20 protein-coding genes are annotated in these 16,970 nt (G+C 43.0%); 19 read left to right on the plus strand and 1 reads right to left on the minus strand.

The features are described from left to right. Positions 1 to 8: 8 nt before the first annotated feature. The 19 genes from EYS05_RS15090 (at position 9) to EYS05_RS17405 (ending at position 16,480) form a co-directional block, all read left to right on the plus strand. A complete protein-coding gene (locus EYS05_RS15090) occupies positions 9 to 584 on the plus strand; it encodes an electron transport complex protein RnfA (RefSeq protein ID WP_015524884.1) in 576 nt (191 codons plus the stop codon). Between the two features lie 13 nt (positions 585 to 597). Beyond that, positions 598 to 1,389, plus strand: a complete 792-nt coding sequence (locus EYS05_RS15095; protein ID WP_118513494.1) for an RnfABCDGE type electron transport complex subunit B — start codon at positions 598 to 600, stop codon at positions 1,387 to 1,389. Between the two features lie 227 nt (positions 1,390 to 1,616). After that, on the plus strand, positions 1,617 to 2,681 hold the full coding sequence (trpS, locus tag EYS05_RS15100) for a tryptophan--tRNA ligase (protein ID WP_118513496.1): 1,065 nt from the start codon (positions 1,617 to 1,619) through the stop codon (positions 2,679 to 2,681). Between the two features lie 141 nt (positions 2,682 to 2,822). Then, complete coding sequence (gene ruvA, locus EYS05_RS15105; protein ID WP_118513498.1) at positions 2,823 to 3,434, plus strand: Holliday junction branch migration protein RuvA; 612 nt, start codon at positions 2,823 to 2,825, stop codon at positions 3,432 to 3,434. Positions 3,435 to 3,492: 58 nt separating this feature from the next. Further along, entirely contained in the window at positions 3,493 to 4,503 is a 1,011-nt protein-coding gene (gene ruvB, locus EYS05_RS15110; RefSeq protein WP_015524888.1) for a Holliday junction branch migration DNA helicase RuvB, read from the plus strand. 129 nt (positions 4,504 to 4,632) lie between these two features. Further along, positions 4,633 to 4,749, plus strand: a complete 117-nt coding sequence (locus EYS05_RS18230) for a hypothetical protein (protein ID WP_442858072.1) — start codon at positions 4,633 to 4,635, stop codon at positions 4,747 to 4,749. Positions 4,750 to 5,282: 533 nt separating this feature from the next. Continuing rightward, a complete protein-coding gene (gene ltrA, locus EYS05_RS15125) occupies positions 5,283 to 6,677 on the plus strand; it encodes a group II intron reverse transcriptase/maturase (protein WP_330575480.1) in 1,395 nt (464 codons plus the stop codon). A 196-nt stretch (positions 6,678 to 6,873) separates the two neighbouring features. Then, positions 6,874 to 7,176, plus strand: a complete 303-nt coding sequence (locus EYS05_RS15130; RefSeq protein WP_138277488.1) for a DUF4406 domain-containing protein — start codon at positions 6,874 to 6,876, stop codon at positions 7,174 to 7,176. 11 nt (positions 7,177 to 7,187) lie between these two features. Continuing rightward, positions 7,188 to 7,451 (plus strand): DUF6275 family protein, encoded by a 264-nt coding sequence (locus EYS05_RS15135; RefSeq protein ID WP_118513502.1) that lies wholly within the window; start codon positions 7,188 to 7,190, stop codon positions 7,449 to 7,451. Between the two features lie 99 nt (positions 7,452 to 7,550). Next, entirely contained in the window at positions 7,551 to 7,883 is a 333-nt protein-coding gene (locus tag EYS05_RS15140; RefSeq protein WP_118513504.1) for a ribonuclease, read from the plus strand. Between the two features lie 608 nt (positions 7,884 to 8,491). Further along, a complete protein-coding gene (locus EYS05_RS15145; protein ID WP_015524889.1) occupies positions 8,492 to 8,899 on the plus strand; it encodes a cell division protein ZapA in 408 nt (135 codons plus the stop codon). Between the two features lie 89 nt (positions 8,900 to 8,988). Beyond that, on the plus strand, positions 8,989 to 11,148 hold the full coding sequence (locus EYS05_RS15150; RefSeq protein WP_118513581.1) for a peptidase U32 family protein: 2,160 nt from the start codon (positions 8,989 to 8,991) through the stop codon (positions 11,146 to 11,148). Between the two features lie 6 nt (positions 11,149 to 11,154). Beyond that, the gene (locus EYS05_RS15155; RefSeq protein ID WP_118513506.1) at positions 11,155 to 12,534 is read left to right on the plus strand and encodes an FtsW/RodA/SpoVE family cell cycle protein; all 1,380 of its coding nucleotides are present in this window, start codon (positions 11,155 to 11,157) and stop codon (positions 12,532 to 12,534) included. Continuing rightward, the gene (locus EYS05_RS15160; protein ID WP_138277489.1) at positions 12,437 to 13,930 is read left to right on the plus strand and encodes a peptidoglycan D,D-transpeptidase FtsI family protein; all 1,494 of its coding nucleotides are present in this window, start codon (positions 12,437 to 12,439) and stop codon (positions 13,928 to 13,930) included. Before EYS05_RS15155 ends, EYS05_RS15160 begins: the two co-directional genes overlap by 98 nt. Positions 13,931 to 14,030: 100 nt before the next feature. After that, positions 14,031 to 14,486: an NUDIX hydrolase gene (locus tag EYS05_RS15165; RefSeq protein WP_015524893.1), complete on the plus strand. Its 456-nt coding sequence runs from the start codon at positions 14,031 to 14,033 to the stop codon at positions 14,484 to 14,486. Between the two features lie 64 nt (positions 14,487 to 14,550). Next, complete coding sequence (locus EYS05_RS15170) at positions 14,551 to 14,862, plus strand: hypothetical protein (RefSeq protein WP_118623939.1); 312 nt, start codon at positions 14,551 to 14,553, stop codon at positions 14,860 to 14,862. A gap of 4 nt (positions 14,863 to 14,866) precedes the next feature. Next, the gene (locus EYS05_RS15175; RefSeq protein WP_138277490.1) at positions 14,867 to 15,928 is read left to right on the plus strand and encodes a DUF2953 domain-containing protein; all 1,062 of its coding nucleotides are present in this window, start codon (positions 14,867 to 14,869) and stop codon (positions 15,926 to 15,928) included. Then, a complete protein-coding gene (locus EYS05_RS15180) occupies positions 15,912 to 16,283 on the plus strand; it encodes a GerW family sporulation protein (RefSeq protein WP_015524896.1) in 372 nt (123 codons plus the stop codon). The genes EYS05_RS15175 and EYS05_RS15180 overlap by 17 nt, the downstream gene beginning before the upstream one ends. Before the next feature lie 59 nt (positions 16,284 to 16,342). Next, complete coding sequence (locus tag EYS05_RS17405; RefSeq protein WP_158293338.1) at positions 16,343 to 16,480, plus strand: hypothetical protein; 138 nt, start codon at positions 16,343 to 16,345, stop codon at positions 16,478 to 16,480. A gap of 97 nt (positions 16,481 to 16,577) precedes the next feature. Here EYS05_RS17405 and rpmB read toward each other — a convergent pair whose 3' ends face one another. After that, positions 16,578 to 16,766, minus strand: a complete 189-nt coding sequence (gene rpmB / locus EYS05_RS15185; RefSeq protein WP_015524898.1) for a 50S ribosomal protein L28 — start codon at positions 16,764 to 16,766, stop codon at positions 16,578 to 16,580. Positions 16,767 to 16,970 lie beyond the last annotated feature (204 nt).

The raw sequence follows: 16,970 nt of genomic DNA on the forward strand, positions 1-16,970 counted from the left end.
AATAGAAGATGGCAAGCTTGATGTTGATCGCAATTGGTTCTGCACTTTGCAGTAACGTTGTATTAAGTCAGTTCCTGGGAATCTGTTCTTTCCTTGGAGTATCCAAGAAGACAGAAACTGCAGCCGGCATGGGTGGTGCGGTTGTATTCGTTATTACCATTGCATCCTTTGTTGCAGGACTGCTTTATAAATTTATCCTGGTACCGACCCATTTTGAGTATCTGAAAACGATCGTATTTATCCTGGTTATCGCAGCACTGGTACAGATCGTAGAAATGTTTCTCAAGAAATTTGTACCATCCCTTTACAAGGCACTTGGTGTATACCTTCCTCTGATCACAACAAACTGTGCAGTTCTTGGTGTAGCACTGAACAATGTTAAATATGAATACAGCATTCTTGAAAGTGTTGTCAACGGATTTGCCACAGGTGTAGGTTACCTGATCGCAATTGTATTACTTGCGGGAATCCGTGAAAAAATGGAATACAACGATATTCCGGAATCCTTCCAGGGTATGCCGATCGTTCTGCTTACAGCAGCACTGATGGCTATTGCATTCTTTGGATTCTCCGGAATCGTATAGGAGGAAGAAGAGCATGAGTATAACAGGAATTATTATGGCTGCAGTCATTGTCGGCGGTACTGGTTTATTCATTGGTATCTTTCTCGGACTTGCAGACAAGAAATTAACCGTTAAGGTAGATGAAAAGGAAGAAGCCATTCTCGGCGTTCTTCCAGGAAATAACTGTGGTGGTTGTGGATATCCGGGATGTTCCGGACTCGCTGCTGCAATTACAAAGGGAGAAGCTCCTGTAGATCAGTGTCCGGTTGGTGGTGCTCCGGTTGCAGCCAAGATCGGCGCGATCATGGGACAGGAAGTAAAAGAAACGGCACGTCGGGTTGCTTTTGTAAAATGTGCGGGAACCTGTGATAAGACGACCGTGAAATATGAATACACAGGTGTGGAAGACTGCGAGATGATGGCTTTCATCCCAGGCGGCGGTGCAAAAGACTGTACATTCGGATGTATGGGCTTCGGAAGCTGTGTAAAGGCATGTCCGTTTGATGCGATCCATATAGTGAATGGTATTGCGGTTGTAGATCAGGAGGCATGTAAAGCCTGCGGCAAATGTGTTGCCAAATGTCCGCGTCACCTGATCGAACTGGTACCATATGACAAACAGATACGTGTAGCCTGCAGCTCCCACGCAAAAGGTAAGGCAGTTACAACTGCCTGCGAGCTTGGTTGTATTGGCTGTAAAAAATGTGAGAAGAACTGTCCGTCCGAGGCAATCACAGTTACCGATTTCTGTGCACACATTGATTACGATAAGTGTACAGGCTGTGGTAAATGTAAGGAAGTTTGCCCAAGACATGTGATTCTGTAAAACAAAAAGAACTGCCTGTCACGAAAGTTTTCCGAGTGATATGGCAGTTCTTTTTTTGGAATAAAGCATGTTGTGCCCGATAATGCATAAATAAAATAAATACATACAAATTTTTGGTTATATTTCAACGAAAATTGCAGTTTCCGGTTAAAAATATTTGACCGGTGAATTTCAAGGGGCTATAATAGAACATAAATATTCAGTATACTTCAAGGAGAACGAAATTCATGAGTAAGATTATTTTAACTGGCGACCGCCCGACGGGACGCCTTCATGTAGGTCATTATGTTGGATCCCTGGCAGAGCGTGTGAGGCTGCAGAATTCTGGCTTATATGATGAGATTTATATTATGATCGCAGATGCCCAGGCACTCACAGATAATGCGGAGCATCCGGAGAAAGTACGTCATAATATTCTTCAGGTTGCTCTGGACTATCTGGCATGCGGGCTTGATCCGGAAAAATCCAATATTTTTATCCAGTCCATGGTCCCGGAGCTGACAGAACTTACCTTTTATTATATGAATCTGGTTACTGTAGCACGTGTACAGCGTAATCCTACCGTTAAATCTGAGATTAAGATGCGTAATTTTGAAGCCAGCATCCCGGTAGGCTTTTTCTGCTATCCGATCAGTCAGGCTGCCGATATTACTGCCTTTCGTGCAACCCATGTACCGGTAGGTGAAGATCAGCTTCCGATGCTTGAGCAATGCAAGGAGATCGTCCATAAATTCAATACGGTTTATGGTGACACACTGACAGATCCGGAAATTGTTCTTTCTTCCAATAAAGCATGCTTACGTCTTCCAGGAATTGACGGAAAGGCTAAGATGAGTAAATCTCTCGGAAACTGCATCTATCTGTCTGATGAAGAAGATGTTGTGAAGAAAAAGATCATGTCTATGTTTACAGATCCGAACCATCTTCGTGTTCAGGATCCTGGTCGTGTAGAGGGAAATCCGGTATTTATCTATCTGGATGCCTTCAGCCGTCAGGAACATTTTGCTGAATTTCTGCCAGAGTATCAGAATCTGGATGAACTTAAGGCTCACTATCAGAGAGGTGGCCTTGGTGATGTGAAAGTCAAGAAGTTCCTGAATAATGTTATGCAGGCAGAACTTGGACCGATCCGTGAAAGAAGGAAAATGTGGGAGCAGCGAACCGAAGATGTGTTCGATATCCTGAAAGCTGGTACAGAGGTTGCCAGGGAAAAAGCTGCCGCAACGCTTCATGATGTCCGTTCTTCCATGCGGATCAATTATTTTGAGGATCAGGATTTCCTTAATCAGTGATAGAAAACAGCGAGAGGAATCACAGATTTGTATATCAACCCGGAGATTGTATTCCGGGTTGATTTTTTTTGAAAATTATGTTACTATTGCGTTCATATGGGAAACAGATGTTCAGCTGTTTCAGGGAAGGAGCCTTGAGATTTGATTTCTTTTGTAAAAGGTACCGTAGCAGATATCGGTGAAAATTGTCTGGTTGTGGAAAATGGCGGAATTGGTTATGAGATTTATATGACAGGACAGGATCTTGGGAAAGCGCGGATAGGCGATGAAAAGAAGATCCATACTTTTCTCTATGTGCGGGAGGATATTCTACAGCTATATGGTTTTTTTTCGAAGGATGATCTTGGCATGTTCAAGCTCCTGATCGGTGTCAACGGAGTCGGACCTAAAGGCGCTCTGGGTATCCTTTCCGGGATCAGTGCAGACGAGCTTCGTTTTGCAGTACTTTCCGATGATGTAAAAACAATCTCCAAGGCCCCTGGAATCGGGAAAAAGACAGCCCAGAAAATGATCCTGGAGCTGAAAGACAAGCTGAAGCTGGAAGATGCTTTTGAGATGAAACTGGCGCATCAGCAGGAAGAAGCAGCCGAGGGAGCCTCTGATCTGAGGGATAGTCGTCAGGAAGCGGTAGAGGCGCTTGTCGCACTAGGATACAGTTCTGCAGATGCCCTTCGTGCAGTACGAAAGGTACCGGAAGATATACCGGCAGATGATGTAGAAGCAATTCTTCGGGCTGCACTGAAAAATTTTTAACGCCGTGAGTAAGAGCAAACATGCTCGCACTGAAATGAAATAGAACGGAGCATAGCAAATGGAGAACAGGATCATTACAACAGATGTTACAGAAGAGGATTTTTCCCTGGAGGGAAATTTAAGGCCTCAGAGTCTGGATGAATATATTGGTCAACAGAAAACAAAAGATACCCTGAAGATTTATATCGAAGCAGCAAAGCAGCGCCATGATTCACTGGATCATGTGCTGTTTTATGGACCTCCGGGGCTGGGAAAGACTACACTTTCCGCGATCATTGCCAATGAGATGGGAACACATATGAAGGTAACATCAGGTCCTGCGATTGAAAAGCCAGGCGAAATGGCTGCGATCCTGAACAACCTTCAGGAAGGAGATGTGCTGTTTGTAGATGAGATACACAGACTGAACCGACAGGTAGAAGAGGTTCTTTACCCGGCCATGGAAGATTTTGCTATCGATATCATGATCGGCAAGGGAGCATCCGCCCGTTCTATTCGTCTGGACCTGCCGAAGTTTACATTGGTAGGTGCAACAACGAGGGCAGGTCTTCTTTCCGCACCGCTTCGTGATCGTTTTGGCGTAACACAGAGACTGGAGTTTTATGATAAAAAAGAACTGACGACGATCATTCTCCGTTCCGCTCAGGTGCTTGGCGTGGAAATCGAACCCAACGGAGCTGCCGAGATCGCCAAGCGTTCCAGAGGAACCCCCCGTCTGGCCAACCGTCTTCTGAAGAGAGTACGTGATTTTGCCCAGGTGAAGTATAACGGTGTGATCACCTACGATGTTGCCTGCTTTGCATTGGATCTTCTGGAGGTAGATCAGTATGGCCTTGATAAAACGGACCGCCGCATTCTCCAGACCTTGATCCTGAATTTCCAGGGCGGACCAGTGGGGCTTGAAACACTTGCCGCATCAATCGGAGAAGACTCCGGAACACTGGAAGATGTGTATGAACCCTATCTTTTACAGACAGGTTTCCTTAACAGAACTCCACGTGGAAGAATGGCTTCCGTGCTGGCATATACCCATCTTGGATATCCTCGTCCTGATTTATCGACAAAGTAAAGGTCACAAAAAAAGTGAATTACTCGGTAACTGGGTTACCAGAGAATCTGAATTGAAGACTATTAGCACAGGTGAAAAAACGTTCTGTATAATGCGGTAAAAAAGAAAAAGCGCCAGGCAGGAAACTTTATTTTTGATATAACGGATTGCCCGCTGAAAGAGGGCGAAATAATGGAGCAGGTCAATAATCTGTTCAGATCAACACATCTCTCCTTTTTTGGAAGAAATCGCATTGTACAAGGATAGAAAAATAATTGGTGTTTATCAAAGAAATAAAAAATAAGAACCATTCAGCTGTACGATCTAAAAGATCATGGGTACTGCGAATGGTTCTTATTAAGATAGTGCGCCCGGCGGCGCACGTTTCTAACGGGTTAAAGTCCCGAATCCGCCCGGTAGTTGGAAGGATATAGCCGAAGGCAAGGGTGTCCATCGTGAGACGGAATCCGAAGGAAGCCGGATGTGGGAACAGACTAACCACGGGCAAATCTCTGGTCTGACGAACAGAAATCTCATATAAGGTTATGCATGAGGGTAAGGCTGCTATCCAAGTCAAAGCCCAATAACTACACGGAATCATGCGTGATAAATAAGGCAGATGGATGGAGAGGAAGAAACGTGTGGTACCCGGGGAGGTCTGTGCGGTATGCTCCGAAAGGAGTAACCACTGTACAAAGCAGTGCTGAACGCACAGAAGTCAGCAGAGGTCATAGTAGCCGAAAGGTGAAGGACCGAATCAGTAGGAGTCTTGAGTATGACTGGGAAAGGAGGAATGACTGATGATGACAGAAAACACAAAAAGTGGCTGTTCGCAAAGAGATAGTGCGGAACATGAAGGGTATGCGAAAGCGTCAAGGTCATTCAATCGGATATGGAAAGAAAGAGACAGTGCACAGCCGAAACTCTTGGAAGCGATACTGTACAAAGATAATCTAAACAGAGCGTATAAAAGAGTGAAGGCGAATAAAGGAGCGGCAGGTATTGATGGAATGAGTATCGAAGAAACCCTGCCATATCTAAAGGAACATCAACAGGAACTGAAAAACCGGATACTCAGAGGAAAATATACTCCATCTCCGGTAAGGCGGGTTGAAATTCCAAAACCAGACGGTGGTGTGCGAAAGCTTGGCATACCAACGGTGATAGACCGTACCATCCAACAGGCAATAACCCAACAGTTAGTGCCAATCTATGAACCGCTGTTTGCAGATGGTAGCTTTGGCTATCGTCCGGGCAGAAGCGCCAAAGACGCAATACTTAAAGTGAAGGAGTATGCAGAAAAAGGATACACTTATGCAGTATCCTTAGATTTATCGAAATACTTTGATACACTTAACCATGAAATCCTTATTAACTTACTGCGCAAGACCGTAAAGGACGAACGGGTGGTACAGTTGATTAAGCGTTATCTGAAAAGTGGGGTAATGGAGAATGGAGTGGTGATGGAAACAGAGGAAGGTTCGCCACAAGGAGGAAACCTATCCCCATTACTGGCGAATATCTACCTTAATGAGTTTGACCAGGAGTTTGTAAAGAGAGGAGTCCCATGTATCCGATATGCAGATGACATTGTGCTCCTTGCGAAGAGCAAACGGGCATCGGAGAGACTTCTGGAAAGCAGTACGAAATATCTGGAAGAGAAGCTGAAACTTACAGTCAACAGAGAGAAAAGCCGTACTGTCAGCGTGTTTGCAATCCGAAATTTTAAGTTTCTTGGCTTTGCATTGGGAAGGAATGGGAACGGTATCTACGTTCGCGTTCATCCAAAGTCATGGAAGAAGTTTAAGTCGAGACTGAAAGAGTTATCTTCCCGTAAGTCTGTACAGTCAATCAAACCAAGCCTTGAGAAAATCAAGGTATATGCAAGAGGATGGCTGAACTATTACGGAATAGCAAGCATGAAAAACAATATTGAAGACATCAACGGATGGCTCTATCACAGAATACGCATGTGTATATGGAAACAGTGGAAACTTCCAAGAACAAAGAAAAGAAATCTGATAAAGATGGGAGTACACGAATACTATGCGAACATGGCAGCAAACTGCCGGAGAGGACACTGGTATTGTGCGAATCTGACAACAGTTAAGAAAGCCATGACAAAAGAAAGACTGATAAACGGTGGCTTTTATGATTTAGCCACAGCCTATCAGTCTGTGCACATCAACTATTGAAACCGCCGTGTACCGAACGGTACGCACGGTGGTGTGAGAGGACGGGAGCTAATCACTCCCTCCTACTCGATTCTTATGTGTATTTTACGATAATATACACAAGAATGCAAGACTTAAAATAAACAATAATTATCCACCAGTCAGAAAATGGCAGGTGGTATTTTTATACACTTTTTTAAGAAAGAGAGGACAAGAAATGAAGAAATTATTTATCAGTCAGCCAATGAGTGGCAAAGCAGATGAGGAGATTCTTGCAAAGCGAAAGGTGGCAATCAAAGCGGCAGAAGAGTTGTTGAGAGAACCTGTAGAGGTTATTGATTCTTTCTTCCAGTCAGCACCGGTAGGAGCAAAACCTCTGTGGTTCATTGGAAAGTCCCTGGAGTTTTTATCTGATGCCGATATCGCCTATTTTGCAAAAGACTGGCAGAAAGCAAGAGGATGCAAGATCGAACATGAGCGTGCGGTTGAGTATGGAATTCCGAGAATTGACCATGTGTAGGAGGTAAGGAAATGGGAAATGAAGAATTTTTAAGACTTTGCAAAGTAAAAGTAGCTGAATATACCAATTCACACATGGATAAGACCGATGGAAAACAAATCACAGTACAGTATGTGTACGTGGTATGGAGTTGTAAGACATTACAGAACAGTAAAGCACTTCTGAGCACGACTGTGCCGGATGGAATGTATTATGAGCTGACATATAACGGAGATAAGCACGAGTTATACTTTGATGCTTATAAGAAATTTCAGAACATGTGCTTTAAACTGTAATTGCGCCGGTGCAACAGTCGGAGAAGGGAAACACTACATGGAAACAATCATTTCCTCATGTCATAGAATAGAAGATATGGAAAGAAAAGGAGAATGAACATGAATGTAAATGTAATGATGCAGTATGTAACATATGGTCTGGCGCTGATCGGGGTGCTGGCGTTCCTGGTATCGATCATTGTGCAGGTGATCAAAGAGCTCCCGGGACTTAATAAGATCCCGACAAGTATTGTAGCACTGGTCACATCACTGATCCTGTGTCCGGTGGCACTGGCAGTCCTGTGCACGTATTATAAGACAGCTGTCACCTGGTATTATAATTTCGCATCGATTATTGCGGCGTTTGTAGTGTATTTGGTTGCGACCGGCGGTTGGGAAAAAGTAAAAGGTATCTGGGACAGGACGAAATACAAAGATTCAGAGGGCGAGTGATCCCCTTGTGAAATTCGTTGAATACCAAAGGATGATATGATAATATAGAACACGGAACAATTGTGTTGCAGGGTGGCTGACCTCTATTCTACATAGAAAACCACCCCAAAACTTTGGCTGAGTGCAAGGTGGTAATTCTATCCCTATACTGAGATCAACCCCTTGTGGGCGGTTGTTCCTTTTGTATTATCAATATACCATTTCGAAAAAAATAATTCAAGTATTTTTAGGAGACGAATAATCGTCTTTTTTTATTGGAGGAAACATATGTTAAAGATTATGGGAAAAGCCCAGGCATCCGGCAGGAATTACGGCCAGAAGATCATCAGCAATTTGCATTTTTAAGAAAAATATTGTATCATCTTGGAATATGTGAATTGTTATATAATTCTGATTAGTCACACATTAGTCACAAATGAAAACCGATAGCCCGCATAAATCAAGGGTTTTGTGCTTTTCAGATTTATCGACAAAATAATAGAAAAACTTCTATACATTTTTGCAGGAATCAGTTATAATAGAAGAAATTGTGGGTTGTAAGACCGGCAATACAGAGGAATGTTATTGAGGAAATAACCAGTAACAGATAAATTCAGGAGGCTTTACGAATGGCGGTAAAGAATACAGCACAGGTTGTTATCGATGGAAAGATCATTACTCTGGGCGGGTATGAGTCCGAGGAATATTTTCAGAAGGTTGCAGCCTATATGAATAATAAGATCAGTGAGCTGAGTCAGATGCCGGGATACTCCAGACAGGCCATGGAGACCAAGCATACACTGCTCAGTCTGAATATTACAGATGATTATTTTAAGGCTAAAAAACAGGCGGAGATTTTTGAACAGGATCTGCAGCAGAAAGACCAGGAGATGTATGATCTGAAGCATGAACTGATCTCTTTGAAAATGCAGATCGAAGAGGCGAAGAAGGCAGAACAGGAAGCTCAGGAACAGAAGAATCTTCTGGATGGTAAAGTGAAAGAACTGGAGAAAGAACTTGATGAACTGCTTAAATAAGGATGGGGGATTGCTTCGGTAATCCTCTTTTGTTTTATGGCCATCAGATTTGATTAACAGATGGGAGATGAGGGAATACTTTGAAAAATATGATAACAGAACTGCTCTCGCCGGCAGGTTCTTATGAAAGCTTTGAGGCAGCTATTGGTGCCGGAGCTGATGCGGTATATGTAGGCGGACCGGCTTTTGGAGCAAGAGCTTATGCGCAGAACTTCACCCAGGAAGAGCTGATCACTGCCATTGAGACCGCACATATCCATAACCGCAAATTATATCTTACTGTGAATACACTTTTGAAGAACCGTGAACTGGATGATCAGTTGTTTGAATATCTGCTTCCGTATTATGAGGCTGGTCTGGATGCGGTGATCGTACAGGATTTGGGGGTATTTTCTTTTATACGCCGGAGTTTTCCGGATCTGGATATTCACGCAAGCACACAGATGACAGTAACCGGACCTGAAGGAATGCGGTTTCTGGAGGGAAAGGGAGCAACGCGTGTGGTTCCGGCCAGAGAGCTTTCTCTGGAAGAGATATCGGCCATGCATAAGGCAAGTCCTCTGGAAATAGAGACTTTTATCCATGGAGCTCTCTGTTACAGCTATTCCGGCCAGTGTCTGATGAGCAGTATTTTCGGTGGGAGAAGTGGAAACCGTGGCCGCTGTGCACAGCCGTGCAGGCTTCCTTACAGTGTAACCATGGATCACAGAAAATATAAAGGAGACAAGGATTTTTGTGCATTAAGTCTGAAAGATATCTGCACTTTGGATATTCTTCCGGATATCCTGGAGGCGGGTGTTATGTCTCTGAAGATCGAAGGACGTATGAAACAGCCGGCGTACACAGCGGGCGTCACGGCAGTATATCGAAAATATCTGGATATGTATTTAAGTGGAAAAGAATATCACGTTCTGGAAGAAGACCGGAAGTATCTTCTTGAGCTTTTCAGCCGGGGAGGATCCTGCAAAGGATACTATGATATGTATCGTGGGCCGGAAATGATGGCTTTTGCCAATGAAAAAAAATCCGGTAATATCCAGCCGGAGATCAGAAAAATTAAAGAAAAAATTCATGGGAATTTAATACTTTCTCCTGAAAGTCCTGTTATACTTGAAATAACCTGCAAGGGCCAGACAGTAACTGCTATGGGCGGTGAGGTACAGTTTGCTAAAAATCAGCCAATGGAAGAACAGAGGATCCGTCAGCAGATGGAGAAACTGGGAAATACAGATTTTCAGTGGGAGGATCTGAACATTGAAATAAATGGAAGGATTTTTGTTCCGGTTAAAGTTCTCAATGAAGTACGAAGAGATGCTCTGAGTCAGCTGCGGGAAGCACTGATCGGATGTCAGAAGAGAGCACAGGTTACGAAGCAGCCGACGAAATCTAAGGATCAGGCTGCCTGTCACAGAAGGGTAACAGACAGCCTGCCTGTGTATGTATCCTGTGAACGTTCGGATACTGCGGAAGTACTTTTGAACGAACCGGGGATTACAGGTTTTTATTTTCCTTTTGATACTATGGAAAAGTATTTTTCACCGGAACTTGCTGCAAGTAGTGAATTATATCTTTCTACTCCACATATCCATCGAGGAGAAACCCCTGAAAAGTGGCTTCGATCAGCTCAAAAATGGTTGGAGCAGGGTATGAAGGGTTTTCTGGTAAGAAACCTGGAATCTTACGCAGTACTGAAAAAAATGGGATATGGCGAAAAATGTATCCTGGATGCATCCATGTATACCTGGAATGATCAGAGTGTTGATTTCTGGCGGGAAGAGGGAGTTCTTCGAAATACAGTCCCCCTTGAGTTGAATGAGGGTGAACTGAAACACAGAGATAATACTTCTTCGGAGCTGCTTTTATATGGTTATATCCCACTGATGCTTTCCGCGCAGTGTGTAAGGAAAAATCTTTTCGGATGTACAGGAAAATGTGAGACGGCTTATCTGAAAGACCGCTATAACAGTGAATTTCCGGTAAAATGCAGCTGTGATCCATGGGGGAAAAACATCTCCGAAAAAGCAAAATATTGTTATAATATCATTTATAACAGCATTCCTTACGGACTTCCAGGTGAAAAAGATCAGGTAAAAAAACTGAACCTTCACTCTTTGCGACTGGCATTTACGATCGAAGAGCCAGAGAAAGCAAAAGCGATCCTGAAAGAATTCCGGACGGTTTATCAGAAAAACGGAAAACCTTCCGGACGCAGGTATACAAAAGGCCATTTTAAAAGAGGAGCCGAGTAAAAGTGTATGATTAATGTAATTACAGAATTATCTAAGTATGTGATCCTCACATTGATGATCGTCTATACCTTTCATTGTTTTTATATGGTGTGGCGGCAGGATGAGGAAGAAAAGAGAGAACTGCTCCATCAGCAGCTGACCATGATCTTTTTTATTGATTTTACAGCATTTCTTGTGATCTATTTAAAAAGCATGGATTTCAGGGTCATCCTGTTCTATATCGAAATGATGATCTTTTTTGCAGCGATCCAGATCCTTTATCGAATTATTTATCCGAATGCATCGCTGCTTCTTTTAAATAATATGTGCATGCTCCTGAGCGTAGGATTTATCATGCTCTGCAGGCTTTCACTTCCGTCTGCAACTAAGCAGCTTCTGATCGTGGCCGCAGGAAGTGCAGTATCACTGGTGATACCGGTAATGATACGAAAAATGAAATTTTTAAAGGATCTTACATGGGCTTATGCCGGAATTGGTATTGTACTTCTGGCGGCAGTTCTTGTTCTGGCAAGCACAAGCTACGGTGCAAAGCTTTCTCTTATGGGAATCCAGCCTTCCGAGGTGATCAAGATAACCTTCGTATTTTTTATGGCATCACTTCTGTGTACCAAGGTGGATTTTCGCAAAGTAGTACTGGCTACGATCGTTGCAGTGATCCATGTAGGGATCCTGGTCCTTTCCAGGGATCTGGGTAGTGCAGTAATCTTTTTTGTCACCTACCTTGTACTGATCTATGTGGCAACGAGAAATCCGAGCTATTTATTTCTGGGACTTGGCGGAGGATGCGTTGGTTCGGTGATCGCATATCATCTTTTTGGACATGTCCGTCAGCGAGTCAGTGCCTGGAAGGATCCGATGGCTGTCTATCAAAATGAAGGTTATCAGATCGTGCAGTCTCTGTTTGCGATCGGAACCGGAGGCTGGTTTGGAATGGGACTTTGTCAGGGCTCTCCGGAGAAGATTCCGGTCGTAAAAAATGATTTTATCTTCAGTGCTATCTGCGAGGAACTGGGTGGCATTTTTGCCATCTGCCTGATTCTTGTATGCACAAGCTTTTTTCTGATGATCGTTACTATTGCACTAAAGATCAGGAATCCGTTTTATAAACTGATCGCACTGGGGCTCGGAACGGAATATGCTTTTCAGGTATTTCTGACCATTGGCGGTGCAACCAAGTTTATTCCAATGACAGGAGTTACACTTCCGCTGGTGAGTTACGGAGGCAGTTCTGTCATGTGTACCATCCTGATGCTTGCGATCATTCAGGGACTGTATATTCTGAGGGAAGATGAGGACGAACAAATTGAAACGCAGCGAAAAGAAACGATTGAAAGAAGAGGAAAGAGAGCAACGCCTGAGAGAAAGAGAAATCGCCAGACTCCGTAGAAAAAAGAACCGGCCTTTAACTTTTGTATCGGCCTTCTTTATATTGATCTTTGTCAGTCTGATCGGATATCTGGTCTATTTTGACGCCATAAAAAGCGAAGATTTTATCAACAGCCCGTACAACACCCGTCAGGATACATTTTCGGACCGGGTAGTACGTGGAAGCATCCAGTCTTCGGATGGTGAGGTCCTGGCACAGACCAATGTGTATGAAGATGGAACAGAAGAGAGAACGTATCCGTTTTCCAATATTTTTGCACATGCAGTAGGATATGATACCAATGGTAAGAGCGGTTTGGAATCTGAAGCAAATTTCCAGCTTCTCACCTCCCATTCATTTTTTCTGGAACAGATGAAAAATGAATTCCTGGGAAAAAAGAATCAGGGTGATACCGTGATCTCCAGTCTGAATGCAGATCTTCAGACAACGGCATACAATTCTCTGGGAGACCGGAGAGGAGCGGTAGTTGTACTGGAACCATCCACCGGACGTATCTTGGCTATGGTGAGCAAACCAGATTTTGATCCGAATACGATCGCACAGAACTGGGATACCCTTGTTAATGATGAAAGTAACAGCAGCCTTTTAAACCGTGCGACCAATGGAGCTTATCCGCCGGGATCAACATTTAAGATCGTCACGGCACTGGATTATTTCAGGCAAAAGGGATCACTGGAAGGATATTCCTATCTGTGTCAGGGAAGTATTACAGTGGATGACCACACGATCCAGTGTTACAATGGTACAGTACATGGACAGGAGGATTTTTATTCCGCTTTTGCACATTCCTGTAACTGTGCATTTGCAGATATGGGACTTGGTCTGGGAGGAGATACTCTGAAAAGTACTGCAGAGGATCTGCTCTTTAATAGGGCTCTTCCGCTGAATTCCTATAAAACCAGCCGCTTTACCCTTGATAAAGATTCTCCGAATGCACTTGTGATGCAGACCTCGATCGGTCAGGGTAACACTCTTGTTTCTCCGATGCATATGGCATTGATCACAAGTGCCATCGCCAATGATGGTGTACTGATGAAGCCAACGATGATCGATAAGATCGTGAATAATTCCGGTGATATGGTCAGAGAAACAGAAAAAACAGAATACAAACGTCTGATGACAAGAAATGAAGCCAATATCCTTGGAAAACTAATGAAAAATGTAGTTGAAAACGGTACGGCTTCTGCATTGAACGGGCGAGGATATACTGTTGCCGGAAAGACCGGTTCTGCGGAGTTTGATGAAAATGGCTCCAGTCATTCCTGGTTTGTGGGTTATTCTAATGTAGATGATCCGGATATCGCCATTGCAGTGATCGTGGAAAACGGCGGAACCGGAAGTGAAGCGGCAGTTCCCATTGCGGCAGATGTTTTTGATGCATATTATTTCGATTAAATTGAGAACAGTATCTGCTTCTTGCCCCTTGCCTATAAGGTGAAAAAGAGGTATACTATAGCCAGTGCAAAAGACACACGCATTACAGGAGGATTGCAATATGATAGAAGCAACAAGCTGTGGCGGTGTGGTAATTCATCGGGGTAAGATCCTGGCATTGTATAAATCCTACAGGAATCGTTATGAAGGATGGGTGCTTCCCAAAGGAACTGTAGAAAAAGGAGAGACTTTTGAGCAGACTGCTTTGCGTGAAGTAATGGAAGAAGCAGGTGTTCGGGCCTCTATCGTGAAATATATCGGCAAGAGTCAGTATAATTTCACCGTTCCGGAGGATGTGGTAATGAAAGAGGTACACTGGTATCTCATGATAGCTGATAATTATCATAGCAAACCCCAGCGAGAGGAATATTTTGTAGATTCCGGATACTATAAGTTTCATGAAATCTATCATCTTCTCCGTTTTTCCAACGAGAAGCATATCGTGGAACAGGCCTATCAGGAGTATCTGGAAATGCGAAGTGAGGGCGTCTGGGCGAAACAGCAGAAGTATTTTTAACAACAGGACAGGGCTGTGTACTTACGCAGCCCTGTTTGGCATTATAAACGGAGGTGATGGCAGATTGCTGAAATGGATGAAAAACTATTACATAGGAAATGATGTAAAAAATCCTACCAGAATAAGAGCCAGGATCACTGCTGGCAAATTTGTGCCAGATATCTACGTTGTTACTTTGTCTGATAATCCCGGAAATATTTTGGAAATTCTTCCCGCAGGCATGCTTGTACAGCGAAGCGCCAGAGACACCTGTCCTTTGATCATTGGAATGGCCAGAGGAAAATCAGGTGCTATACAGATGGCACAGGATGTGATCGAACAGGTTTATACCGAAACTGGAAATTTTAAAATAAAAGAATATCTGAAAAACAGGTGAACTAATGCTGCATATATTATGGCTGATAATAAAATGGATATTGATCCTTCTGGGGATCCTGATCGGGCTGATCTTTCTGATCCTGCTGCTTCTTTTGTTCTGTCCGATCAGATACAGAGGGAAATTAAAAAAAGACCGTACGGATAGTCTTCGTGAAATACATGCTACCGGTGAAGTGAGCTGGCTGCTTCATATAATATCTGCACAGGTATTCTGGGAGCAGGGCGTTCTGAAAACAAAAATATGTTTTTTAGGGATTCCGTTGGAAAAATTAAAAAATCTGTTTCGTAAAAAAAGGGAACCAAGAGCTCTTTCCAACTCCGGAAATCAAAATGCAAAAAAACAGACAGAGTCTTCCAGAAGCCATGAAAAGACATCAAAAAGCGAACAGCAGAACGATGCAGCAGAGTTACAAATGTCTGAGCCTCAGGAAGATACTGTTGAAGATATAAATGAAATTTCGGAAAAGGTAATAATGGAGCCGATATCGATTTCTGAAGAAATATCGGAAGATGAAAAGAAGCTTCGGACAAAGATTGCAGATTTAATTTTGAATATAGTGGGAAAAATAAAAACGGCAGTTGGAAAGCTGATCCGAATCATTCATAATTTTCTTGGAATCCCCAAAAGGATTCTGAAAAAAATTCAAAGTCTTGCATTAACAATCCGGAATTTCTGTGATAAGATAAACTGGTGGAAAGAATTTTTAGACCATCCCCGAATCAAAGAGGCTCTTTCCTTTCTGTGGAAAAATGCAAAAAAACTGATTTATCATGTGCTTCCGACAAGGATCACCGGAAAAATCACATTTGGCAATGAAGATCCGGCAGTTACAGGTATGGTATTGGCTGTATTAGGAATGACGATTCCTTTTCATAAAAACAAGATCGAAGCAGCGCCCCTTTTTGATAATGAAAATGTTCTTGAAGGAGAGATCCTGTTAAAGGGAAGGATTTACGGAATTGTAGTTCTCAAAACAGCAGCAGAGCTTTATTTCAATAAAAATATAAAATACGTCATCCACCGATGGAGACATAAGGAGGTAAAACATGGAGAAAGAGAATAATTTCAAAGATACCGTGAATTCATTATTTAAAGGAATGGATGGCTTTGTATCGGCCAAGACAGTGGTTGGCGATGCCATTCATGTAGGTGATACCATTATTCTTCCTCTGGTCGATGTATCTTTCGGCGTGGGAGCCGGAGCTTTTGAAGGGGATAAGAAGAACAACGGTGGCGGAGGTCTTGCCGGAAAGATGTCTCCCTGTGCAGTGCTTGTGATCCAGAATGGAAGCACCAAACTTGTAAACGTAAAAAATCAGGATGGTCTTACCAAAGTCCTGGATATGGTGCCGGATTTTGTGAACCGTTTTGCACCAGGTGCAGGCAATGCTGAGGATACAGACGGGAAAGAAGAGTAGTATTCCATTCAGATTTCATGCATATACTGTAATAAAAAACAGGAAATGAGCAGACAGGAGTGGGAAAGCTAACTGGTTTTATGCTGTTTTTTATTGGTGTAGGCATGGTTCTTGGTATCCTTATTACAGAGAATTTTATTGTGATCGCAATGGCAGTCGTATGTCTGCTGTGCGGATATCATATGTTTTGCAGATAAGCGGGAAGTGTGCACCTGGCATACTTCCCGCTTGTAATTTATCTGTCTTAAAGATAAAAAAACAGCCCCCGCATTCTACGGGGGCATACGATATTACTTACGCTCTTTCAACTTTTCCGGATCTTAAACAAGAAGTACATACATACATTTTCTTTGCTCCGCCGGCAGTTGTTTTTACTCTGACGGATTTAACGTTAGATTTCCACATTTTGTTGGATCTTCTATGGGAATGACTCACATTGTTTCCGAAATGAGCTCCTTTATCGCAGATTGCACATTTAGCCATGAATAGCACCTCCTTTTATCAACAGTCATCATTTTAACAGATGAATTGCTCTTTTGCAAGCAAAAAAAGGAAATTTATTAAAAATTCTGCAAAGAGTTTTAAGGAAAGTATTCCATACCTCCGGGAACAGGGCGGATCATGGTGGAATTAAGCGTTGTGTTCTTGCAAGAAAAGCAATATATTTATACTATGAAGACTTGGAAA

Source organism: Blautia sp. SC05B48 (assembly GCF_005848555.1).
Classification (GTDB): domain Bacteria; phylum Bacillota; class Clostridia; order Lachnospirales; family Lachnospiraceae; genus Blautia_A.